Raw genomic sequence first — 18161 nt, 5'->3', positions numbered from 1 at the left:
GTAGACTGTCCAGGACACGCTGACTATGTTAAAAACATGATCACAGGTGCTGCACAGATGGACGGTGGTATCCTAGTTGTTGCTGCGACTGACGGCCCAATGCCTCAAACTCGTGAGCACATCCTACTAGGCCGTCAGGTTGGTATCCCATACATCATCGTATTCATGAACAAATGTGACATGGTTGATGATGAAGAGCTTCTAGAGCTAGTAGAAATGGAAGTTCGTGAACTTCTATCTGAGTACGACTTCCCAGGTGATGACCTACCAGTTATCCAAGGTTCTGCACTAGGCGCACTAAACGGCGAAGAGCAGTGGGAAGCGAAAATTGTTGAGCTTGCTGAAGCACTAGACTCTTACATCCCAGAGCCAGAGCGTGCAGTAGACATGCCGTTCCTAATGCCAATCGAAGACGTATTCTCAATCCAAGGTCGTGGTACAGTAGTAACTGGCCGTATCGAGCGCGGTATCCTAAACGTAGGTGACGAAGTTGCTATCGTAGGTATCAAAGAGACAATCACAACAACATGTACTGGTGTTGAGATGTTCCGTAAGCTTCTAGACGAAGGTCGTGCGGGTGAGAACGTTGGTGCACTTCTACGTGGTACTAAGCGTGATGAAGTAGAACGTGGTCAAGTACTAGCGAAGCCAGGTTCAATCACTCCACACACTAAGTTCGAGTCAGAAGTATACGTACTTTCTAAAGACGAAGGCGGCCGTCATACTCCGTTCTTCAAAGGCTACCGTCCACAGTTCTACTTCCGTACAACTGACGTAACTGGTAACATCGAGCTACCAGAAGGCGTAGAAATGGTAATGCCAGGCGATAACATCAAGATGACTGTAGAGCTAATCGCTCCAATCGCGATGGACGAAGGTCTACGTTTCGCGATCCGCGAAGGTGGCCGTACAGTTGGTGCTGGTGTTGTTGCTAAGATCTTCGCTTAATTCTTATAGAATTATCTGAAGATTTGCACACTTCTTCATTTTTGAAGAACGCACATCTGAGAAAGGGAAGCTTAGGCTTCCCTTTTTCTGTTTTGGTTATAAGCCAATATCTCTCGGCTCTGTTTCTAAACTATTAATAGAATTCAGGAAAAATTTTACGTTTGATGTTTGGCTTAGTGGCTCATCTGTAACGCTTTGAATGGTTGCTTGAGTGGTACCAGCGTTATAACGAAATGATCTTATTATTGTGCCAATACAACTAGTAACGATAACGATTCTTGTTTATATTTATCTTCTGTTAACGGTACTGGAAAGTTTAGATATGTATGTTTGTCTTTGTCATGGTGTTTCGGACAAGAAAATTAGACAGTTAGTCATTGATGAAGGGATCACTGATATCAAGGGGATAAAAAAATGTACGGCGCTGGGTTCGCAATGCGGTAAGTGCATCAAACCAGCCAAAGAAATCCTAGCAGAAGCAGAATACCTACAACTCAAACAAGCCAGCTAAGCTATCGCTGAGTCTTTTTTGACAGTTTGCCATTTGGTTCTACATTTAAAAGAGCCAAAGAGGAGGGCTTATGTCATGAAAGGCGATCCAATCATTATCCAGCATCTCAACAAAGTTCTCGGTAACGAGCTCATAGCGATCAATCAGTATTTTCTCCACGCTCGTATGTATAAAGACTGGGGACTCAAACATCTCGCGGAAAAGGAATACCACGAATCTATCGATGAAATGAAACATGCAGATCATCTGATAGAGCGCATTCTATTTTTAGAAGGTCTGCCTAATCTTCAGGATTTAGGCAAGCTTATGATCGGTGAAGATACTAAGGAAATGCTTGAATGCGACCTCAAACTTGAGATGGCCGCGATTCCAGACCTTAAAAACGCTATCGCGTACGCAGAAGATGTCCATGACTATGTTTCTAGGGATCTATTCCAAGATATTCTTGAAGATGAAGAAGAACATGTCGATTGGCTGGAAACTCAATTAGGTCTAATTGATATGTCGGGTATTCAGAATTACCTGCAAGCTCAATATGTTGATGAAGATGACTAGACTCTAACTCGACCTTTTCGGTAGCGAAATGTCACTCCTGAGGTGTGGTGAATTTCGTTGCCGATCCCTATCACATTTCTCTTGCTTAAACTGCTTTCTTTCTGTACTATTCGTGCTCCTTAAACTCGGTCAATTATCTTTAGTTCCTTGCTTCCTCTGGACGACCGGGCCATTTGTGGAAGCTGAATAATCCGTAAGGAGCAACCCATGCGTCATTACGAAATCGTATTCATGGTGCACCCTGATCAAAGCGAGCAAGTTGCTGGCATGATCGAGCGTTACACTGGTTCAATCACTGAAGCTGGCGGTACTATCCACCGTCTAGAAGACTGGGGCCGTCGTCAACTGGCTTACCCAATCAACAAGCTTCACAAAGCTCACTACGTTCTAATGAACGTTGAAGCTGACCAAGCTGTAATTGATGAGCTAGAAACTGCTTTCCGTTTCAACGATGCAGTTCTACGTAACATGATCATGCGTACTAAAACAGCGATCACTGAGCAATCTATCATGCTTAAGCAGAAAGAAGAGCGTGCTCCTCGTCGCGAAGAGCGTGCTGAAGCTAAGCCAGAAGCAGCTGCTGAGTAATTTTTCTTATGACCAATCGAATGGAGCTATCTGGCACCATTGCCAAGCCGCCCATTCGAAGTAAAAGCCCTGGTGGCATTGAACACTGTCGGTTTTGGTTAGAGCATCGCTCTACTGTTATCGAAGCTGAACTACCGAGACAAGTTTATTGTCGTATGCCGGTAGTAGTAAGCGGGCAAAGGTCACAAGCAAACACTCAGAATTTAGTACAAGGCAGTAGCATTAAGGTAAGTGGCTTTGTTGCTTACCAGACCGGCCGAAATGGCGTAGGTAAATTAGTGCTTCATGCTGACAACATTACTCAAATTTAAGATCAGGAGATAGCCCATGGCTCGTTTCTTCCGTCGTCGTAAATTCTGCCGTTTCACTGCAGAAGGCGTACAAGAGATTGATTACAAAGACGTAGCAACTCTTAAAAACTACATCACTGAAGCTGGTAAAATCGTACCTAGCCGTATCACTGGTACAAGCGCTAAGTACCAACGTCAACTAGCTCGCGCGATCAAACGTTCTCGCTACCTAGCTCTACTACCGTACACTGACAAGCATCAGTAATCGGTTCGTTTTTAAAAAGAGGAATTAAACAATGCAAGTTATTCTACTTGATAAAATCGGTAACCTAGGTGGTCTTGGTGACACTGTAAACGTTAAATCTGGTTACGCTCGTAACTTCCTTATCCCTCAGGGTAAAGCAGTTATGGCTACTAAAGGCAACGTTGAAATGTTCGAATCTCGTCGCGCTGAACTAGAAGCTAAAGTTGCTGAGCAACTAACAGCTGCTCAAGCTCGTGCTGAGAAAGTTGAAGCACTAGAAGCAGTTGTTATTGCTTCTAAAGCTGGTGACGAAGGTAAACTGTTCGGTTCTATCGGTACTCGCGACATCGCTGATGCAATCACTGCAGCTGGCGTTGAAGTTGCTAAGAGCGAAGTTCGTCTTCCTGAAGGCGCACTACGTAACATCGGTGAGTTCGAGATCAGCGTTCAACTTCACTCTGAAGTTTTCGCTACAGTTACTCTACAAGTTGTTGCTGCTGAATAATTCAGTATCAAGACGTATTTTAAAAGCACCTCTTAGAGGTGCTTTTTTTATATCTAAATAAATCCGGCTGTTTAGAAAATGAACAGCAAGTTGACGGAGAAAATACTGTCCGCCTTTTCTAAGCCTTCGGGAACTTTATCGTGATATTGACGAGAGTGGGAAAGCTTCAACGCGATGTCCTCAGTGATGTTGTTTGTCACGCTAATATCTGTATCTGTGCGGATATTGCTGTGACCCGCAACAGTGGTGATATCTGCTGAGACCGCTAAATTGTCGAGCGCTTGCCATTTGGTATTAATGTTACCGCGAAAAATGCCTTCGCGGACGGTCTCAGGAAAAATGATGTCATCGTCATCAATTTCGTCAAGATTGGGTTCTTGGTAGCGAAAACCTGGACCGAACTCGAGCTCTAGCACGAAGGTGTCAGTATTAGAGAACTGATAACCTAGACCACCAGAAAGGGTGTAATCCTTGAAATACGCACTATACCTAGAGTCGACGCCTTTAAAGCTGCCATAGAGATAGGTTTTGGAGCCTAACTTATAGTCACTTTGAGCGGTATAGCTAGACTGGCGCTTATCTTCCTCACCATTTTTATACAGTAGGTAATATTTCCATTCCCCGTTAGTCCGGTGGCGTCCTTCAACGTATTCTGCACTGAGTCGAGAATTAAGCGAGCGCGAGTCAGAATTACCAGTGTGTGCCTGATAACCAAATTCCACCTCACTATTCCATGGTGAAGGAAGATCAATATCCGTTTTACTTAGTCCATTGTCATCGGCATAGACAAACATTGAGCTCATTAAACTTGCACTCATTAGCCAAATTTTAGACACGAACTACCTCGATATTGATGAAAAGAATGGCACAATAGTAGTTTCAATTGCTCTGTTTACGGTCAGCAATAAGTTAATTCTACATTAGAACCCGACAAACTCACCCAAGGCTACAGACAAAGGCTTCATTCTCGTTATAATTAGCGGTCTATAGCAAGTTGTTGAGCAGACCCATGGCTGAAGCGAAAGTAGATAATCGAAATAAAAAGTTTAGCGACGCACAAGTTGATGCGATAAAAGTCCCTCCACATTCATTGGAGGCTGAACAGTCTGTCATTGGTGGCCTTCTTCTGGATAACGAACGTTGGGATACCGTTGCTGAACGTGTTGTCGCCAAGGATTTCTATAGTCGTCCACACCGATTGATCTTTGAAGCGGTGAAAGCCACGCTAGAAGATAATAAGCCACTCGATCTGATTACTTTATCTGAGTTCTTGGAGCTTCGTGAACAGCTTGAAGATGTTGGAGGCTTTGCTTACCTTGCTGATCTGGTAAAAAATACGCCAAGTGCGGCAAACATCAATGCTTATGCCGATATCGTCGCCGAGCGCGCTTTGGTGCGTGATCTGATTGGGGTTGCAAACGAAATTGCGGATGCTGGCTATGATCCTCAAGGACGTAGCTCTGAAGACTTACTTGATCTTGCTGAAAGTAAAGTGTTCGCGATTGCCGAGGCTCGCACCAATGAGAACGAAGGGCCACAGAATGTTGATAGTATCCTCGAGAAAACGTTAGAACGAATCGAGCTGCTGTACAAATCTCCGCAAGATGGCGTCACGGGTGTTGATACGGGCTTTACTGACCTCAATAAGAAAACCGCTGGTCTTCAAGGTTCTGACTTGGTGATTGTCGCGGCGCGTCCATCGATGGGTAAAACCACGTTCGCAATGAACTTATGTGAAAACGCTGCAATGTCCCAAGAGAAGCCCGTACTTATCTTCTCACTGGAGATGCCCGCTGAGCAAATTATGATGCGTATGCTGGCGTCGTTATCGCGAGTTGACCAGACAAAAATTCGTACTGGTCAGCTAGACGATGAGGATTGGGCACGTATTTCATCGACGATGGGTATTCTGATGCAGAAAAAGAATATGTACATCGATGACAGCTCGGGTCTAACACCAACGGAAGTGCGCTCTCGTGCACGTCGTATCGCTCGTGATCATGGTGGTCTTTCTATGATCATGGTCGACTACTTGCAGTTGATGCGAGTCCCTGCCTTGTCTGATAACCGTACGTTGGAAATCGCTGAGATTTCTCGCTCACTTAAAGCGCTTGCTAAGGAACTTAACGTTCCCGTTGTTGCGCTATCACAGCTTAACCGTTCTCTAGAGCAACGTGCTGACAAACGCCCTGTAAACTCGGATCTGCGTGAATCAGGCTCTATCGAGCAGGATGCCGACTTAATCATGTTTATCTACCGTGATGAAGTCTACAATCCGGACAGTTCAATGAAGGGAACAGCGGAAATCATCCTCGGTAAGCAACGTAACGGCCCAATCGGCTCGGTGAGACTCACCTTCCAAGGTCAATGGTCTCGCTTCGACAACTACGCTGGCCCTGCATTTGATATGGATGATGAGTAACGCTATGAGCTACATGAAAGCAGCGACAGCCTATATTGATTTAGACGCACTTCAACATAACCTACAGCAGATTAAGCTGCAGGCTCCCAGCAGTAAGATCATGGCGGTTGTAAAAGCGAACAGCTATGGTCATGGGCTGCGCCACATAGCCAAAAATGCACAGGGTGCAGATGCCTTTGGCGTTGCGCGAATTGAAGAGGCGCTTCAATTGCGTGCGTGTGGTGTAGTAAAGCCCATCTTGTTGCTTGAAGGTTTTTACTCATCTGGTGATTTGCCGGTATTAGTCACGAATAACATTCAAACGGTTGTGCATTGTGAAGAGCAGTTAATCGCTTTAGAGCAGGCGGAGCTTGAAACCCCGGTCGTTGTTTGGTTGAAAATTGATAGTGGGATGCACCGTTTGGGCGTGCGTCCTGAGCAGTATGATGAATTTGTTACTCGCCTAAAAGCGTGCAACAACGTCGCAAAACCGCTCCGTTATATGAGCCATTTTGGCTGTGCTGATGAGCTTGACCGTTCAACAACCAATGAGCAAACAGAATTGTTCATGGCTCTGACTGAAGGATGTGAAGGTGAGCGTTCACTCGCGGCATCAGCGGGTTTACTAGCTTGGCCACATAGCCAACTCGATTGGGTTCGCCCTGGAATTATCATGTATGGGGTCTCTCCATTTAATGACAAAACCGCTCAAGAGCTGGGGTACCAACCTGTAATGACTCTTAAATCACACTTAATTGCTGTGCGAGATGTTAAAGCGGGTGAAAGTGTCGGTTATGGTGGTGTATGGACCAGTGAGCGAGATACCAAAGTGGGTGTTATTGCTATTGGCTATGGGGATGGTTATCCAAGAACCGCACCGAATGGCACACCCGTCTTGGTTAATGGGCGAAAAGTGCCTATTTCTGGTCGAGTTTCAATGGACATGCTGACGGTTGATTTAGGTCCAAATGCCCACGATCTCGTTGGCGATGAAGCTATATTGTGGGGACGAGATCTTCCTGCTGAAGAAGTGGCAAGTCATATCGGTACCATCGCCTATGAACTGGTGACCAAACTCACATCACGAGTTGATATGGAATTTTCGAAGTAGTCTAATGTCGTACAAATTATTGCTAAGACTGGCATTGACTGCCAGTCTTTTTGTTTCTGCCCACCCAATGAGTGCAGAAAAAGATTCCGCCTTCCTGCCTTTTTACTTTAGCACTGAAACTCTCGGTCACACCTTTGGTGTTGCAGGTGTCGCTAAAGGTGTTGGTCAGCCTCAGGCTGCGTTGTTTGGCATGGCGCTCTATTCAGAGAAAGAGATCTATGTTGGCTTTGTGTCTGCGTTCAATTACGCGTTAGCGGATCAACTTCTTTTTAGCACTCAAATGTATCAGGCTCAATTCAATGATAACCCATACTACTTGGGTGAGCAGGGAAGTAATGACTCACAAACAGGGCAAAAAACCATTACGAATGGTTTCGAACAAAACTACCAGTTTGAATTTAAGTACCTGCTGCCATGGGGTAATGTGAAGCGGCATGGCTTAATGGGTGCGTTTCAACCGATTCGAGAGGTGAGCTTTGCATCTCCGATTGAATCTGGAGTGAGCTCGGTTGTGCTGACTCCGTTTTATTCGTCAAGAGAGCTGGATATCTACAACAAGGCTGACAAAGCCAGTGGTTTTAAGTTTAGTTTTGATTGGGACAACCGTGATAGCGTCAGAAACCCCACCAAAGGCTCACATACCTCATTGGATATTACTGCTGGTGCTGACCGCTGGCAGAGCGAAGATATTTGGACTAAGTGGGAGTTTCAGAATAGCCAATATTATGCGTTAGGCCCGCTCGGTGAGTGGTTTGATCAGCAAGTATTAGCGTTTGATTTCTATACTGCGGATACACCAAGCTGGAGTCGTGTCAAACCACCAGAGCAAGATCAGATACGCTTGGGTGGCTTGTATCGTCTGCGAGGTTACACTAGCGGCCGTTATCATGGCCGTTCAGCGGTGCACTATTCTGCTGAGTACCGAGTGCTGCCTGATTGGCAACCCTTAGATGGCATTCCTTTGATTAACTATTACGATCTGCCTTGGTGGCAATGGGTGGTTTTTGCAGAGGTTGGTCGTGTGGCTGATGAGTACGATGCCAAGACCTTACATAGCGATATGAAGTGGAATTTAGGCGGTGCTGTCCGTTTTCAAGTGGAAGGTATCGTGGTACGAGCAGAAGTAGCTCAAGGAGCCGATGAAGGCACTTTTCGCGTGATGATTAACCAACCTTTTTAGCTATAACAAGACTCTCGCACAGAGAGTCTTGTCTTCCAGTATCCCAAGTCAATCGTGATTTCCTTGAATAGTGGCAATAATGGTTCTTGAGCCACCATAGTCACGATGCTCGCCTAAATAGATCCCTTGCCAAGTTCCTAGCGCTAACCGCCCATTTGTTATTGGAATCATCACACTGCAACCGAGTGTCGACGCTTTAATGTGTGCGGGCATATCATCATCACCTTCGTAAGTATGTTTGTAGTAAGGGGCTCGCTCAGGGACAAAGTGATTAAAGTGTTTCTCCATATCGTGTCTTACGGTTGGATCGGCGTTTTCATTGATGGTTAAACTAGCGGAAGTATGCTGGATAAATAACTGTAATAATCCGACGGAATAGTGTTTAAGTTGTGGTATTTGTTGTTCAATTTCATCGGTTATTAGATGAAATCCTCTCTTCTTCGCTGAGATTTGAATTGTTTTTTGTGTCCACATAAGCAGGCCTGTTGCAGATTGATGTTGCTCTAGTGTTAAGCTTAATCAAGGTTAGTGGTAGAATCTTACTTGCAATGAAGGTGTTTGTTTAAAGTTCAAGCAGGGAACGTGACCTAACTCAATGTGAGTGAGAAAGCCCTGCGTCATAATTGGCACCTGAAAAAAAATTACAAAGTCTTGTTTTGTGGCAATTTGCCCTAACATACCTAATATTATTATTTGCTAAATCGGGGATTCCATCAGTTTTCGCTAGGCTGTATGGAATAAAACCTACTGTAACATCGGGATAGACACCATGTTGAAAAATATCAATCCAACGCAAACACAAGCTTGGAACGCGCTAACAGCGCACTTCGAATCTGCACAAGATATGGATCTAAAAGCATTATTTGCTCAAGACCCAGCTCGTTTTGAAAACTTCTCTGCTCGTTTTGGCAGCGATATTCTCGTTGATTACTCTAAAAACTTAATCAACGAAGAAACATTGAAGCACCTATTTGCTTTAGCAAACGAAACTGAGTTGAAAGCAGCGATCGAAGCGATGTTCAGTGGTGAAGCGATCAACAAAACAGAAGATCGCGCAGTGCTGCACACGGCTCTACGTAACCGTAGCAACAAACCAGTTATGGTCGACGGTGAAGACGTAATGCCAGCGGTGAACGCAGTGCTTGAAAAAATGAAGTCTTTCACTGAGCGTGTTATTGGTGGTGAGTGGAAAGGTTACACAGGTAAATCCATTACAGATATCGTTAATATCGGTATCGGTGGCTCTGACCTAGGTCCTTACATGGTGACAGAAGCACTCGCACCATACAAAAACCACCTAAATCTACACTTTGTTTCTAACGTTGATGGCACACACATCGTTGAAACATTGAAGAAGGTTAACCCTGAAACCACTCTATTTTTGATTGCGTCTAAGACATTTACTACTCAAGAAACAATGACTAACGCGCACTCAGCCCGTGATTGGTTCCTTGAGTCTGCGGGCGATCAAGCTCATGTCGCTAAGCACTTCGCAGCACTGTCTACGAATGCAACAGCAGTATCTGAGTTTGGTATCGATACGGACAACATGTTCGAATTCTGGGATTGGGTTGGCGGTCGTTACTCACTATGGTCTGCAATCGGTCTGTCTATTGCTCTTGCAGTGGGCTATGACAACTTTGTTGAGTTACTTGATGGTGCTCACGAGATGGACAACCATTTCTCGTCAATGGAACTTGAAAGCAATATTCCTGTGATTCTTGCGCTGATTGGCCTGTGGTACAACAACTTCCACGGAGCAGAGTCTGAAGCGATTCTTCCATATGACCAATACATGCACCGTTTTGCTGCTTACTTCCAGCAAGGTAACATGGAATCTAACGGTAAATACGTTGACCGTGATGGTAATGCAGTGACTTACCAAACAGGCCCAATCATTTGGGGTGAACCAGGTACTAACGGTCAACACGCGTTCTATCAGTTGATTCACCAAGGGACTAAGCTAATTCCTTGTGATTTTATCGCTCCAGCAATCAGCCACAACCCTGCTGGTGATCACCATCAGAAACTGATGTCTAACTTCTTCGCACAAACAGAAGCGTTAGCGTTCGGTAAATCTGAAGAGACGGTAAAAGCTGAATTTGCAAAAGCAGGTAAGAGTGAAGAGGAAGCGGCTACGCTAGCACCATTTAAAGTGTTTGAAGGTAATCGCCCAACGAACTCAATCCTAGTTAAGAAAATCACACCACGTACCCTAGGTAACCTGATTGCGATGTACGAACATAAAATCTTCGTACAAGGCGTTATCTGGAACATCTTTAGTTTCGATCAGTGGGGTGTTGAGCTAGGTAAACAACTCGCGAACCAAATCCTGCCTGAGCTTGCAGATGATTCTGAAATCACGTCGCACGATAGCTCGACTAACGGTCTAATCAATGCGTTTAAGGCTTACAAAGCGTAGAGCGAGAACGCTTCGCTTCGAGATCGTACGAGATTTTAGAACGGGCTTCGTCCTTTAATAAGTTCTTGTGGTGAGCGAGTCGAAAGTTGCAGGCGGTGTTAGCTAATGTTTAAGCTTAACTGTCTGAATTTAAAGAAAAAGGGTTGACACTGTGTGTCAACCCTTTTTGCTTTTTGCTTTTTGCTTTTTGCTTTTTGCTTTTCGCTTTTCGCTTTTCGCTTTTCGCTTTTCGCTTTTCGCTTTTCGCTTTTCGCTTTTCGCTTTTCGCTTTTCGCTATACCGTTGTATCCACTGTCGGCTGTATCTCTGTGCTGGCCGTAAATTTCTGACTCAGTAACGCGACGACCTGATCGTAGTACTGCATGTTAGGCTTGTTTCCGAGTAGCTTACAGAGTTCGTTTCCAGTAGGCGTAAAACGGTAATAGAGTAGTCGAACCCCTTTGCTATGAGCCTGTAAAGAGAGTTGTTTGCCTTGGTAGTTGAGTGGAAGAGGTGATTCGAGTTCAATTTCCCCTGATTCCAATTCGGTACCATGCATGAGCCCTAGTTCAAACAGCACCAACAGACTGGAGTATGGGAGTTGGTAATTGCCAACGTTAATATTGCTGGTGGTATTGCGTTTACCAAAACTGAATACTCCCCCTTGGGCACGGTAGCCGACCAATAACTTTCGGCTGTTATCCCCGCCAAAACTACAGGCCAATGAAGCGGATCGCTGTAGAATCTGTGCTTCTTTTGGCGTCATGTCTTGGAGTACTTTCAGCGCTTTCATCGAGGTTGAGCCCGGATTCGTGACCTCGCGTTTGAGTACTTGAGCCCATAAGCGTTGCATAGAGTGGTTGTGAACTTCTTGTGCCATATCGAAGAAGCGGTAGAGCCAGTCTTGGTCGGGATCTCCGGCTGTTTCATCTTTACATGAGATATGTGCCAGTTTCAGGATCTGCTCTAGGTTTTTCTGTCTAAGTTCTTTGCGTTTCCTTTCGCGAATCAAGGCTCGCTCCAGTGTGCTTTTTTCTGGAGTCTCAGCCTGAAGTAACGCATCTAAGCCATAAAGCTGGGCGATATTGAGCACACGGCTCGCGCTGTCTTTGATGTAGCTGGATTTCTTTTCTTGGCGTTGAGTGTGCTCAGCTTGATGCTCTATGACAACGGGCTTATTGCTCTCAGACATGCTATTTCCTTAGCCATCATATGCTTAAAGTTAAGTATTAAATGTACCTCGGAACGGCTTTGCTCGCCAGAAAAAGACTGTGAGCCACTCTATAAAAATATCGCTACCATAAATGATAACAAGTTGTTAAAATTGTTATCGTTAGTTTTGGGGAGCTTATGAAGTATTTCAATGAAGATAAACTGAAGAAGCATCTGTCAATTGCCCTTTTATTACTAGTTTACCTAGCGGTGCTAGGTTATTTGTCTAGCTATTTGGCCTAATTAAAGGCAATTAACAGGCTGCGAATTTTTTAACACTTACATATCATCGTACTCGGCGATCTCGGTGCCTTGTATGACATATCCTGTTTCTGCCAACTCATGGCTAATGGTTTCTGTTTTTAGTGTCCCAATCACGTAGATAACATCCCACAGTTGTTGAACGGGCGCGCCTTTAGGGAATTTCACATAGATGATTTGATTTGGTGGTGGTGGTGGTACGTGAATACATGCCCCGAAGTACGGGACGAGTAGAAACTCCGTCACCATGTTTTCATCCCCTTCCAGTGGAATGACAAAGCCCGGGATTTTAACCATACTGCCGTTTAGCTCTTGTCGAACCGTGCCAACCTTTGACTGTTTCATTACATCACTGTCGTGGTCGATGGCGGGCATGCCATATGCGTCAAACTGGTTGCGCTCACTCTCCGGAATCAGGTCAATCCAGTCGAGAGTCAGAGTATCTTCTGCATGAGCAGTTATGCTTGATAACGCCACGGTGATCAGCGTTAGAAATAAAATCGTTATTTTCTTCATTGTTACACTCTAATCGTCATACCATCGCTAAGCGATTGTTTATAAGCTCTTAGTGCGGGAATAAATCCGACTAGGGTTCCCGCAAGTTGTACCGCTCCCAGCAGCGTCAGTTCATGTGATGAGAGGGCTAATATCTGTAGATTGATGCCATAGTGTTGCTGAACGAGAGGCGCAGCGAAAGCAAGTGCCGCATAGAGCCCGATGATTCCGATGATTAAGCCGATGAATGTCAGGACACTAGCCTCAAGAATTAACAGACTAAACACATGTCTAGGTCGAGCGCCCATCGCTCTTAAGATTGCCATTTCACGTCGTCTTTCTTGCAAGCTGGTGAGTAAGCTTGAAAGCATACCCAGTAGTCCTGCTATAACGACGAACACGGAAACGGCCATCAATGCTTGCTCCGCTACGGACATCATACCCCAAAGTTCATGTAATGCGACTCCAGGTAGGATGGCACTTAATGGTTCTTTGCCGTAGGTGTTAATTTGCCTCTGAAGAGCGAAAGTTTGAATTTTTGATTTCAGACCGATCAGCATTGCGGTGATCTGTTTGGGTTGGAAATCCATAGCGTTTAACTGTTCAGCGGTCGGATTGTTGCCTAAATTAGCACCGCTTTCCCAGCCAACGTGAATGGCTTCAATGGCTTGTAGAGAAACATGAATGGTTTTGTCTACGGGCGTTCCTGTTGGCGCCAAGATGCCTACAACTTTAAATGGTAATTTATCGTGGCGGCTGAATGCCACATCGCTGATCCCGTGTGCGATGACCATTTCACTGCCTATTGTGTAGTTGAGGGAACGAGCGACCTCTGACCCAATAACGGCTTCAAATAATCCATTAAACTCTTGCCCGTATTGAAACGAGAGGTTCTGTTTCTTTCCATATTGGTAGTAAGAGAAATAGTCATGATTGGTACCTAAGACTCGGAATCCTTTATGAGAATCGCCAAGTGAGATTGGGATTGTCCATGCGACCGAGCGGTGCTGGCTAAACTCCTGAAAACTCTTCCAATCAATATTATTAGTGGCATTGCCTATGCGAAAAACAGAATAAAGCAATAGATTGACCTGTCCGGAACGGCCTCCAACAATCAAATCTGTTCCTGAAATCGTGTTGGCGAAACTGCTTTTGGCTTCTGTTCGAATACGTTCAACACCGAGTAAGAGAATGACCGAAATTGCTACGGTCAGGATAGACAGTATCGCAGTGACTTTGCGGTTTCGAACACTTTTCCACGCAAGGCTAACGGTTGGTGTCATGACTTCCCTCCTGCCTGATTAATTTGTTCTAGATCGATGGTTCTGTCGAACAGGGGCTCCAGTGTCGGATCATGGCTGACAAACAGAAGGGTAGAACCCGCTTGATTGACTTGCTCTAAAAGCAGTTCGATAAAAGCAGTGCGATTGTTGTAATCAAGTGAAGAGGTCGGTTCATCGGCAATAATAACTTCCGGTTTACCGATTAAGGCTCTTGCTGCGGCTACGCGTTGCTGCTGACCGATGCTGAGTTCGACCACGGGTTTGTTCAGTAGGCTCTCTGGTAAGCGAAGTTTTTTCAACAACGCTTGGGCGTGCAAGATGATGTCACCTTCAACTTGCTGGCGACGTGAGGAAGAAAACTGACATGGCAGCATGACGTTTTCAATCACGCTTAAGTATGGCAATAGATTAAATTGTTGAAAAATATAGCCAATATTGTCAGCACGAAACTTATCGCGTTGGCTACCTGATAGCGCTGAAAGGTCTTTTCCCAACACGCGGATCTGACCAGAGGTAGCACAGTTGATGCCAGTCAGTAGCCCCAATAGGGTCGACTTTCCACAGCCACTAGGGCCTTTAATAAAAAGGTGTTCGCCACGCTTAATCGTTAGTGAGGGAATACTTATTGTCGCGGCTCGGTTACCTGGCCAGATGAACTCGACTTGATTGAGTTCGACGACAGGCTGATGACTAAGGTTATCCATTCTGGTTTCCAATCAAGAGGTAAGTGGCCCAACAGAGCTAGGCCACTTTAGCATTAGAATGAAATAGTTTTCTGACCCGGTTTAAGCTCCATTGCAGCTTGTTTGGTGTCAGTTAACAGGTTCACTTTGATTGATTCAGTGCTAGGGAACTGAGAGAACCAAGATGTTTCGATGTTGCTGATAGCAGAAACATTGTCACACTGGTAATGATACTCAACGGTGAACTCACCATGGCCACCTGATTCATGATCGTGATTGTCGTGGTCATGGTGCTCATCATGATCATGCTTATCTGCGCCTAAAGTGTGAGTAACAGATTGGTGCTCGACTTTACAACCAGCTTCAGAGGTTAGGGTGAAGACATGATCAGCATGGCTCAGTTTGGCTACAGCGTCTTTTAGCTGCTGCTTTTCTGCATCATTTGTAGGTGTGTGTTCAAAACCAACCACATCTGCACCTGGGGCTGTTATCTCTACAAGTAGCTCATTGCCATCTTGAGCAATATTGAATTCAACCTGACCATGGACATGGGCACCATGCTGGCGGAAACCTTCTTCTGCATATGCCAGAGAGCTAGTAGCCAGGGCAACACCCAACGCAAGAGGAGTAATCTTGTTCATTTTGATTCCTGAAAATATTTAATAAAGTAACTGTGACCAATAAAGGGAATAATGTTTAAGTAGTTGTTTTAAATATAATCAAGAAAGAGGCGGAGAGCGCGGTTGATAGGCATAAAACACCACTTCCTGGACACGAGTCGTTAGGGTAACGTCTGGTCGCAAGTTTAGTGGGGCAGCAAGGAGATTGAGAGGTGCCGGACTCGCTCCATGTAATCCACTGGCAAAAAGTTGGCAGTGATGTTCACTATGGTGAGTTGACGAAAGTTCGTACTGGTGCTCGATATAGGCAAAGTTGAGCCATAGCAACAGCGCAGCTGCTAACAGAGCAACCGCCATTGAACGAACTGAAACTGGGCGAGATATCAACACGGCGAGAACAAACAAAAAATGGAGTTGTTATACTATAACAACTCCATTCAAAAGGTGAAACCTAACTGCTCAATTGCTAGATGTTTTCTTTGACTAGCTTCAAGACTTGCTCAATCTCAGATTCATTGAGCGCGCCTTCTTTTACAAATAGCACTTTGCCTTGTTTGTCTTGAACAATGATCGCCGATGACTCTTTAGCTAAATCCCAATGACTTGCAACGGCTCCCTCTTCGTCTAGAACCATTGATGACCATGGAAATTCTTTTTTGCTGTCTTCCGCTGATGATTTAACGAACGATCCTGTTCCCCAGATAGCATCATCTTGGTTGATGATAGATGTCGTTTGGTAGCTTTGCTGAGGGAACTTCGCTGCTGTGATCGCTGCCATTAAAGGCGCATTGAGTTCTTTTGAACTGCTACGCCCAGCAATCGCTTGGATGACACGAACTTTACCGGTCATATCCTGCGTTGACCATGTCTGAAACGCAGTATCATCCCCTTGAAGAATGATTTCGCCGTAGCTTTTCACCTCAACCGTTGGGACGGCTTGACCCAAGGCGATGTTGTGTGCAAAAGCCAAGGCTGGAGAGCATGCAATTGCTAGAGTAAGAAGGGTTTTATTTTTCATTATGTTATTCCTTTTGATTGTGCGAGAAAAAGTATATACCGAAAATTTTGCTTGGGTAGAGAATTGTGCTGAAGTGTGATGAAATGTAATTATTTTGTTAACAAAATGCTGTCTAATAATGCCAAATTAGGTATAATCCACACAAGTTCTAAGGAATGGGGCAAAATCAAGGTTTCTCTTGTGTTTAGTAGGAATAGGGGGTGCTATGTTGCGTGAATTTACTACCTATCGTCCACATCAAGTTGCACGATTTGTTAAAACTTTGTTTAAAGGGCAATTTGTAATCTCAGGTGTGGGGAAATTTAAATTTGATAATGGCAAAGTTTTATTACCAGACGTGAAAGACTCTCGAAAACTTATGACCTACAAAGAGATTAATCAGGCCATTGCGGCACTATCTGTGTAGTACGCACAGGTAAGTTACTGATTTCAAGATATTAAAAAGTCGCCCTTGTGGCTAACTCCTATCAGCTAAGCAAATGAACAGTTGAACGATCCTGTGGTTGGTTGAAAATACCCTCAAGCATTTCATGTTTGAGGGTATCTTTATGACGGCTCAGCACTGTACCCTGAACCAGAACGAAAGAAACGGCCCAAATCAAGGACCGTTCGTATAAGTAAAACTCGCTACCCTGTTCGTTCCAAACACGTTAAGTGATAGGTACCCCTATTCGAGGCTCTTTACTGATTTCGTACCACAGAGGTTGTTTATCAGCCATATAACGGCGAACGTATTCCCAATAGCCATACATAGGGGCATGACTGCCCATGTTGTGCAGCAAACTGAGATATTGATGGCGTTGACCAGTTAAATCGGCATTGACCGCGTGTTTAGGGTTAAGCCAGAGCATTAACTCATAGCCATCTTTTAACCGCCCGTAGCCCATATGGGTTTTTGCAACAATGACGGATATTTCACACTCTTGCCATGGAATACGATAGAGCACTTTATCGTGCCAAACGTAAACCTCTTGGTTTTGTTTATGAAAGCGTACCGGCATGGCGATGGGCTTGAAAAGTCCTACCGCTATAGTGACTCCGATCAATGCCAAATAAATTAAGTCAATAACATAGGTATCTGACCATGACAGTCCATCAATAAATCCCCAACCTTTTAACCCGATCCATATCAGGGTAAATAGAAACACCAGCCCCATAAACTCCCCCATATCTTCAGCGTCTTTTCTTCGGTGAACGATGGGGATTTTTTTATTGCCGGGGTTTAATGGTTCTTGCTGAATTAAATGACCATTAGGGTAATGTTCCACACCGTGTTGGGTAATATGGAAGTTGGGAGTAATACCAAAGTCTTCTGGCCCGACCCAATGATTGGGGCCGACTTGTCTAATCTCACTCATGATGGGTTATTCCTCCGCGAACAGCTCGACTGCCGCTCGATTGAGCGCCAGTGCGGATAAACTGTCGTGAAAAACGTCTAATGCCAATTGCATCGTTTACCTGTCCACTCATGGACCTGTTCTGGCCATTTGTCTTTCAGAGGATTACACCAGAGTGAAAAAAGAGCGGGGCGGAGTAGAAATAAAATTGGCAAAACCAAGATAAAGCGAATTAAGGCGACAAAGTTGCTGTATCCTTGCTCTCTAGCTTTATCTGTGTTGATGCCCGGAACACGTGGAGTTTTACTGATTTGGTACCACAGTGGCTGTTCGTCTGCCATATAGCGGCGAACGTATTCCCAATAGCCATACATAGGGGCATGACTGCCCATGTTGTGCAGCAAACTGAGATATTGATGGCGTTGACCAGTTAAATCGGCATTGACCGCGTGTTTAGGGTTAAGCCAGAGCATTAACTCATAGCCATCTTTTAACCGCCCGTAGCCCATATGGGTTTT

The 18161-nt window shown here is 44.9% G+C and carries 22 protein-coding genes and 1 pseudogene; 12 read left to right on the top strand and 11 right to left on the bottom strand.

What is annotated here, in order from left to right; translation table 11 throughout:
• The 7 genes from tuf to rplI all read left to right on the top strand — a co-directional run.
• The coding region (tuf, locus tag DA100_RS07565) for an elongation factor Tu (RefSeq protein ID WP_138971619.1) at positions 1–948 on the top strand (948 nt) is incomplete at its 5' end.
• 322 nt (positions 949–1270) lie between these two features.
• Positions 1271–1459 (top strand): bacterioferritin-associated ferredoxin, encoded by a 189-nt coding sequence (locus DA100_RS07560; protein WP_138971618.1) that lies wholly within the window; start codon positions 1271–1273, stop codon positions 1457–1459.
• 75 nt (positions 1460–1534) lie between these two features.
• The gene (bfr, locus tag DA100_RS07555; protein WP_138971617.1) at positions 1535–2014 is read left to right on the top strand and encodes a bacterioferritin; all 480 of its coding nucleotides are present in this window, start codon (positions 1535–1537) and stop codon (positions 2012–2014) included.
• 207 nt (positions 2015–2221) lie between these two features.
• The gene (rpsF, locus tag DA100_RS07550) at positions 2222–2602 is read left to right on the top strand and encodes a 30S ribosomal protein S6 (RefSeq protein WP_005472655.1); all 381 of its coding nucleotides are present in this window, start codon (positions 2222–2224) and stop codon (positions 2600–2602) included.
• 8 nt (positions 2603–2610) lie between these two features.
• Positions 2611–2913, top strand: a complete 303-nt coding sequence (priB, locus tag DA100_RS07545; protein WP_138971616.1) for a primosomal replication protein N — start codon at positions 2611–2613, stop codon at positions 2911–2913.
• Between the two features lie 16 nt (positions 2914–2929).
• Positions 2930–3157 carry a 30S ribosomal protein S18 gene (gene rpsR, locus DA100_RS07540; protein WP_000090472.1) on the top strand — a complete coding sequence of 76 codons (228 nt, stop codon included), beginning with the start codon at positions 2930–2932 and terminating at the stop codon, positions 3155–3157.
• 31 nt (positions 3158–3188) lie between these two features.
• Positions 3189–3641, top strand: coding sequence for a 50S ribosomal protein L9 (gene rplI / locus DA100_RS07535; protein ID WP_138971615.1), 453 nt, complete (start codon positions 3189–3191; stop codon positions 3639–3641).
• A gap of 71 nt (positions 3642–3712) precedes the next feature.
• On the opposite strand, the gene DA100_RS07530 is transcribed toward rplI, so the two are convergent.
• Positions 3713–4477 carry a DUF481 domain-containing protein gene (locus DA100_RS07530; protein WP_171052164.1) on the bottom strand — a complete coding sequence of 255 codons (765 nt, stop codon included), beginning with the start codon at positions 4475–4477 and terminating at the stop codon, positions 3713–3715.
• Between the two features lie 173 nt (positions 4478–4650).
• Between DA100_RS07530 and DA100_RS07525 the strand changes: the two genes are divergently transcribed.
• The 3 genes from DA100_RS07525 to DA100_RS07515 are packed head-to-tail and all read left to right on the top strand — an operon-like array spanning position 4651 to position 8333.
• Complete coding sequence (locus tag DA100_RS07525) at positions 4651–6063, top strand: replicative DNA helicase (RefSeq protein WP_138971614.1); 1413 nt, start codon at positions 4651–4653, stop codon at positions 6061–6063.
• 13 nt (positions 6064–6076) lie between these two features.
• The gene (alr, locus tag DA100_RS07520; protein ID WP_138971620.1) at positions 6077–7153 is read left to right on the top strand and encodes an alanine racemase; all 1077 of its coding nucleotides are present in this window, start codon (positions 6077–6079) and stop codon (positions 7151–7153) included.
• A gap of 4 nt (positions 7154–7157) precedes the next feature.
• The gene (locus tag DA100_RS07515) at positions 7158–8333 is read left to right on the top strand and encodes a BamA/TamA family outer membrane protein (protein ID WP_138971613.1); all 1176 of its coding nucleotides are present in this window, start codon (positions 7158–7160) and stop codon (positions 8331–8333) included.
• Between the two features lie 48 nt (positions 8334–8381).
• Here DA100_RS07515 and DA100_RS07510 read toward each other — a convergent pair whose 3' ends face one another.
• A complete protein-coding gene (locus DA100_RS07510; protein ID WP_138971612.1) occupies positions 8382–8807 on the bottom strand; it encodes a secondary thiamine-phosphate synthase enzyme YjbQ in 426 nt (141 codons plus the stop codon).
• Positions 8808–9102: 295 nt separating this feature from the next.
• On the opposite strand from DA100_RS07510, the gene pgi reads away from it, so the two are divergent.
• The gene (gene pgi, locus DA100_RS07505; protein WP_138971611.1) at positions 9103–10755 is read left to right on the top strand and encodes a glucose-6-phosphate isomerase; all 1653 of its coding nucleotides are present in this window, start codon (positions 9103–9105) and stop codon (positions 10753–10755) included.
• Positions 10756–11029: 274 nt separating this feature from the next.
• On the opposite strand, the gene DA100_RS07495 is transcribed toward pgi, so the two are convergent.
• From DA100_RS07495 to DA100_RS07465, 7 genes are all read right to left on the bottom strand, one after another.
• Positions 11030–11926 carry a TIGR03899 family protein gene (locus tag DA100_RS07495; protein WP_138971609.1) on the bottom strand — a complete coding sequence of 299 codons (897 nt, stop codon included), beginning with the start codon at positions 11924–11926 and terminating at the stop codon, positions 11030–11032.
• A gap of 299 nt (positions 11927–12225) precedes the next feature.
• Positions 12226–12723 (bottom strand): DUF3299 domain-containing protein, encoded by a 498-nt coding sequence (locus DA100_RS07490; RefSeq protein ID WP_138971608.1) that lies wholly within the window; start codon positions 12721–12723, stop codon positions 12226–12228.
• A 2-nt stretch (positions 12724–12725) separates the two neighbouring features.
• Positions 12726–13985, bottom strand: a complete 1260-nt coding sequence (locus DA100_RS07485; RefSeq protein ID WP_138971607.1) for an ABC transporter permease — start codon at positions 13983–13985, stop codon at positions 12726–12728.
• Positions 13982–14689, bottom strand: a complete 708-nt coding sequence (locus DA100_RS07480; protein ID WP_138971606.1) for an ABC transporter ATP-binding protein — start codon at positions 14687–14689, stop codon at positions 13982–13984. Before DA100_RS07480 ends, DA100_RS07485 begins: the two co-directional genes overlap by 4 nt.
• A 53-nt stretch (positions 14690–14742) precedes the next feature.
• Positions 14743–15309: a DUF2796 domain-containing protein gene (locus DA100_RS07475; RefSeq protein WP_138971605.1), complete on the bottom strand. Its 567-nt coding sequence runs from the start codon at positions 15307–15309 to the stop codon at positions 14743–14745.
• A gap of 78 nt (positions 15310–15387) precedes the next feature.
• Positions 15388–15678, bottom strand: coding sequence for a DUF2607 family protein (locus tag DA100_RS07470; protein ID WP_138971604.1), 291 nt, complete (start codon positions 15676–15678; stop codon positions 15388–15390).
• A gap of 76 nt (positions 15679–15754) precedes the next feature.
• Positions 15755–16306: a YtfJ family protein gene (locus tag DA100_RS07465; protein WP_138971603.1), complete on the bottom strand. Its 552-nt coding sequence runs from the start codon at positions 16304–16306 to the stop codon at positions 15755–15757.
• 205 nt (positions 16307–16511) lie between these two features.
• Here DA100_RS07465 and DA100_RS07460 point away from each other — a divergent pair, with 205 nt between their 5' ends.
• Positions 16512–16712 (top strand): DUF1107 family protein, encoded by a 201-nt coding sequence (locus DA100_RS07460; protein ID WP_138971602.1) that lies wholly within the window; start codon positions 16512–16514, stop codon positions 16710–16712.
• Positions 16713–16956: 244 nt separating this feature from the next.
• On the opposite strand, the gene DA100_RS07455 is transcribed toward DA100_RS07460, so the two are convergent.
• Both DA100_RS07455 and DA100_RS20885 read right to left on the bottom strand, forming a co-directional pair.
• Complete coding sequence (locus DA100_RS07455; protein WP_138971601.1) at positions 16957–17664, bottom strand: hypothetical protein; 708 nt, start codon at positions 17662–17664, stop codon at positions 16957–16959.
• Between the two features lie 77 nt (positions 17665–17741).
• A pseudogene (locus DA100_RS20885) lies at positions 17742–18161 on the bottom strand (hypothetical protein); the annotation flags it as partial.

The organism is Vibrio sp. Hep-1b-8, assembly GCF_006124995.1.
Lineage (GTDB): Bacteria > Pseudomonadota > Gammaproteobacteria > Enterobacterales > Vibrionaceae > Vibrio.
This window is presented reverse-complemented; position numbering and strand designations above follow the sequence as displayed.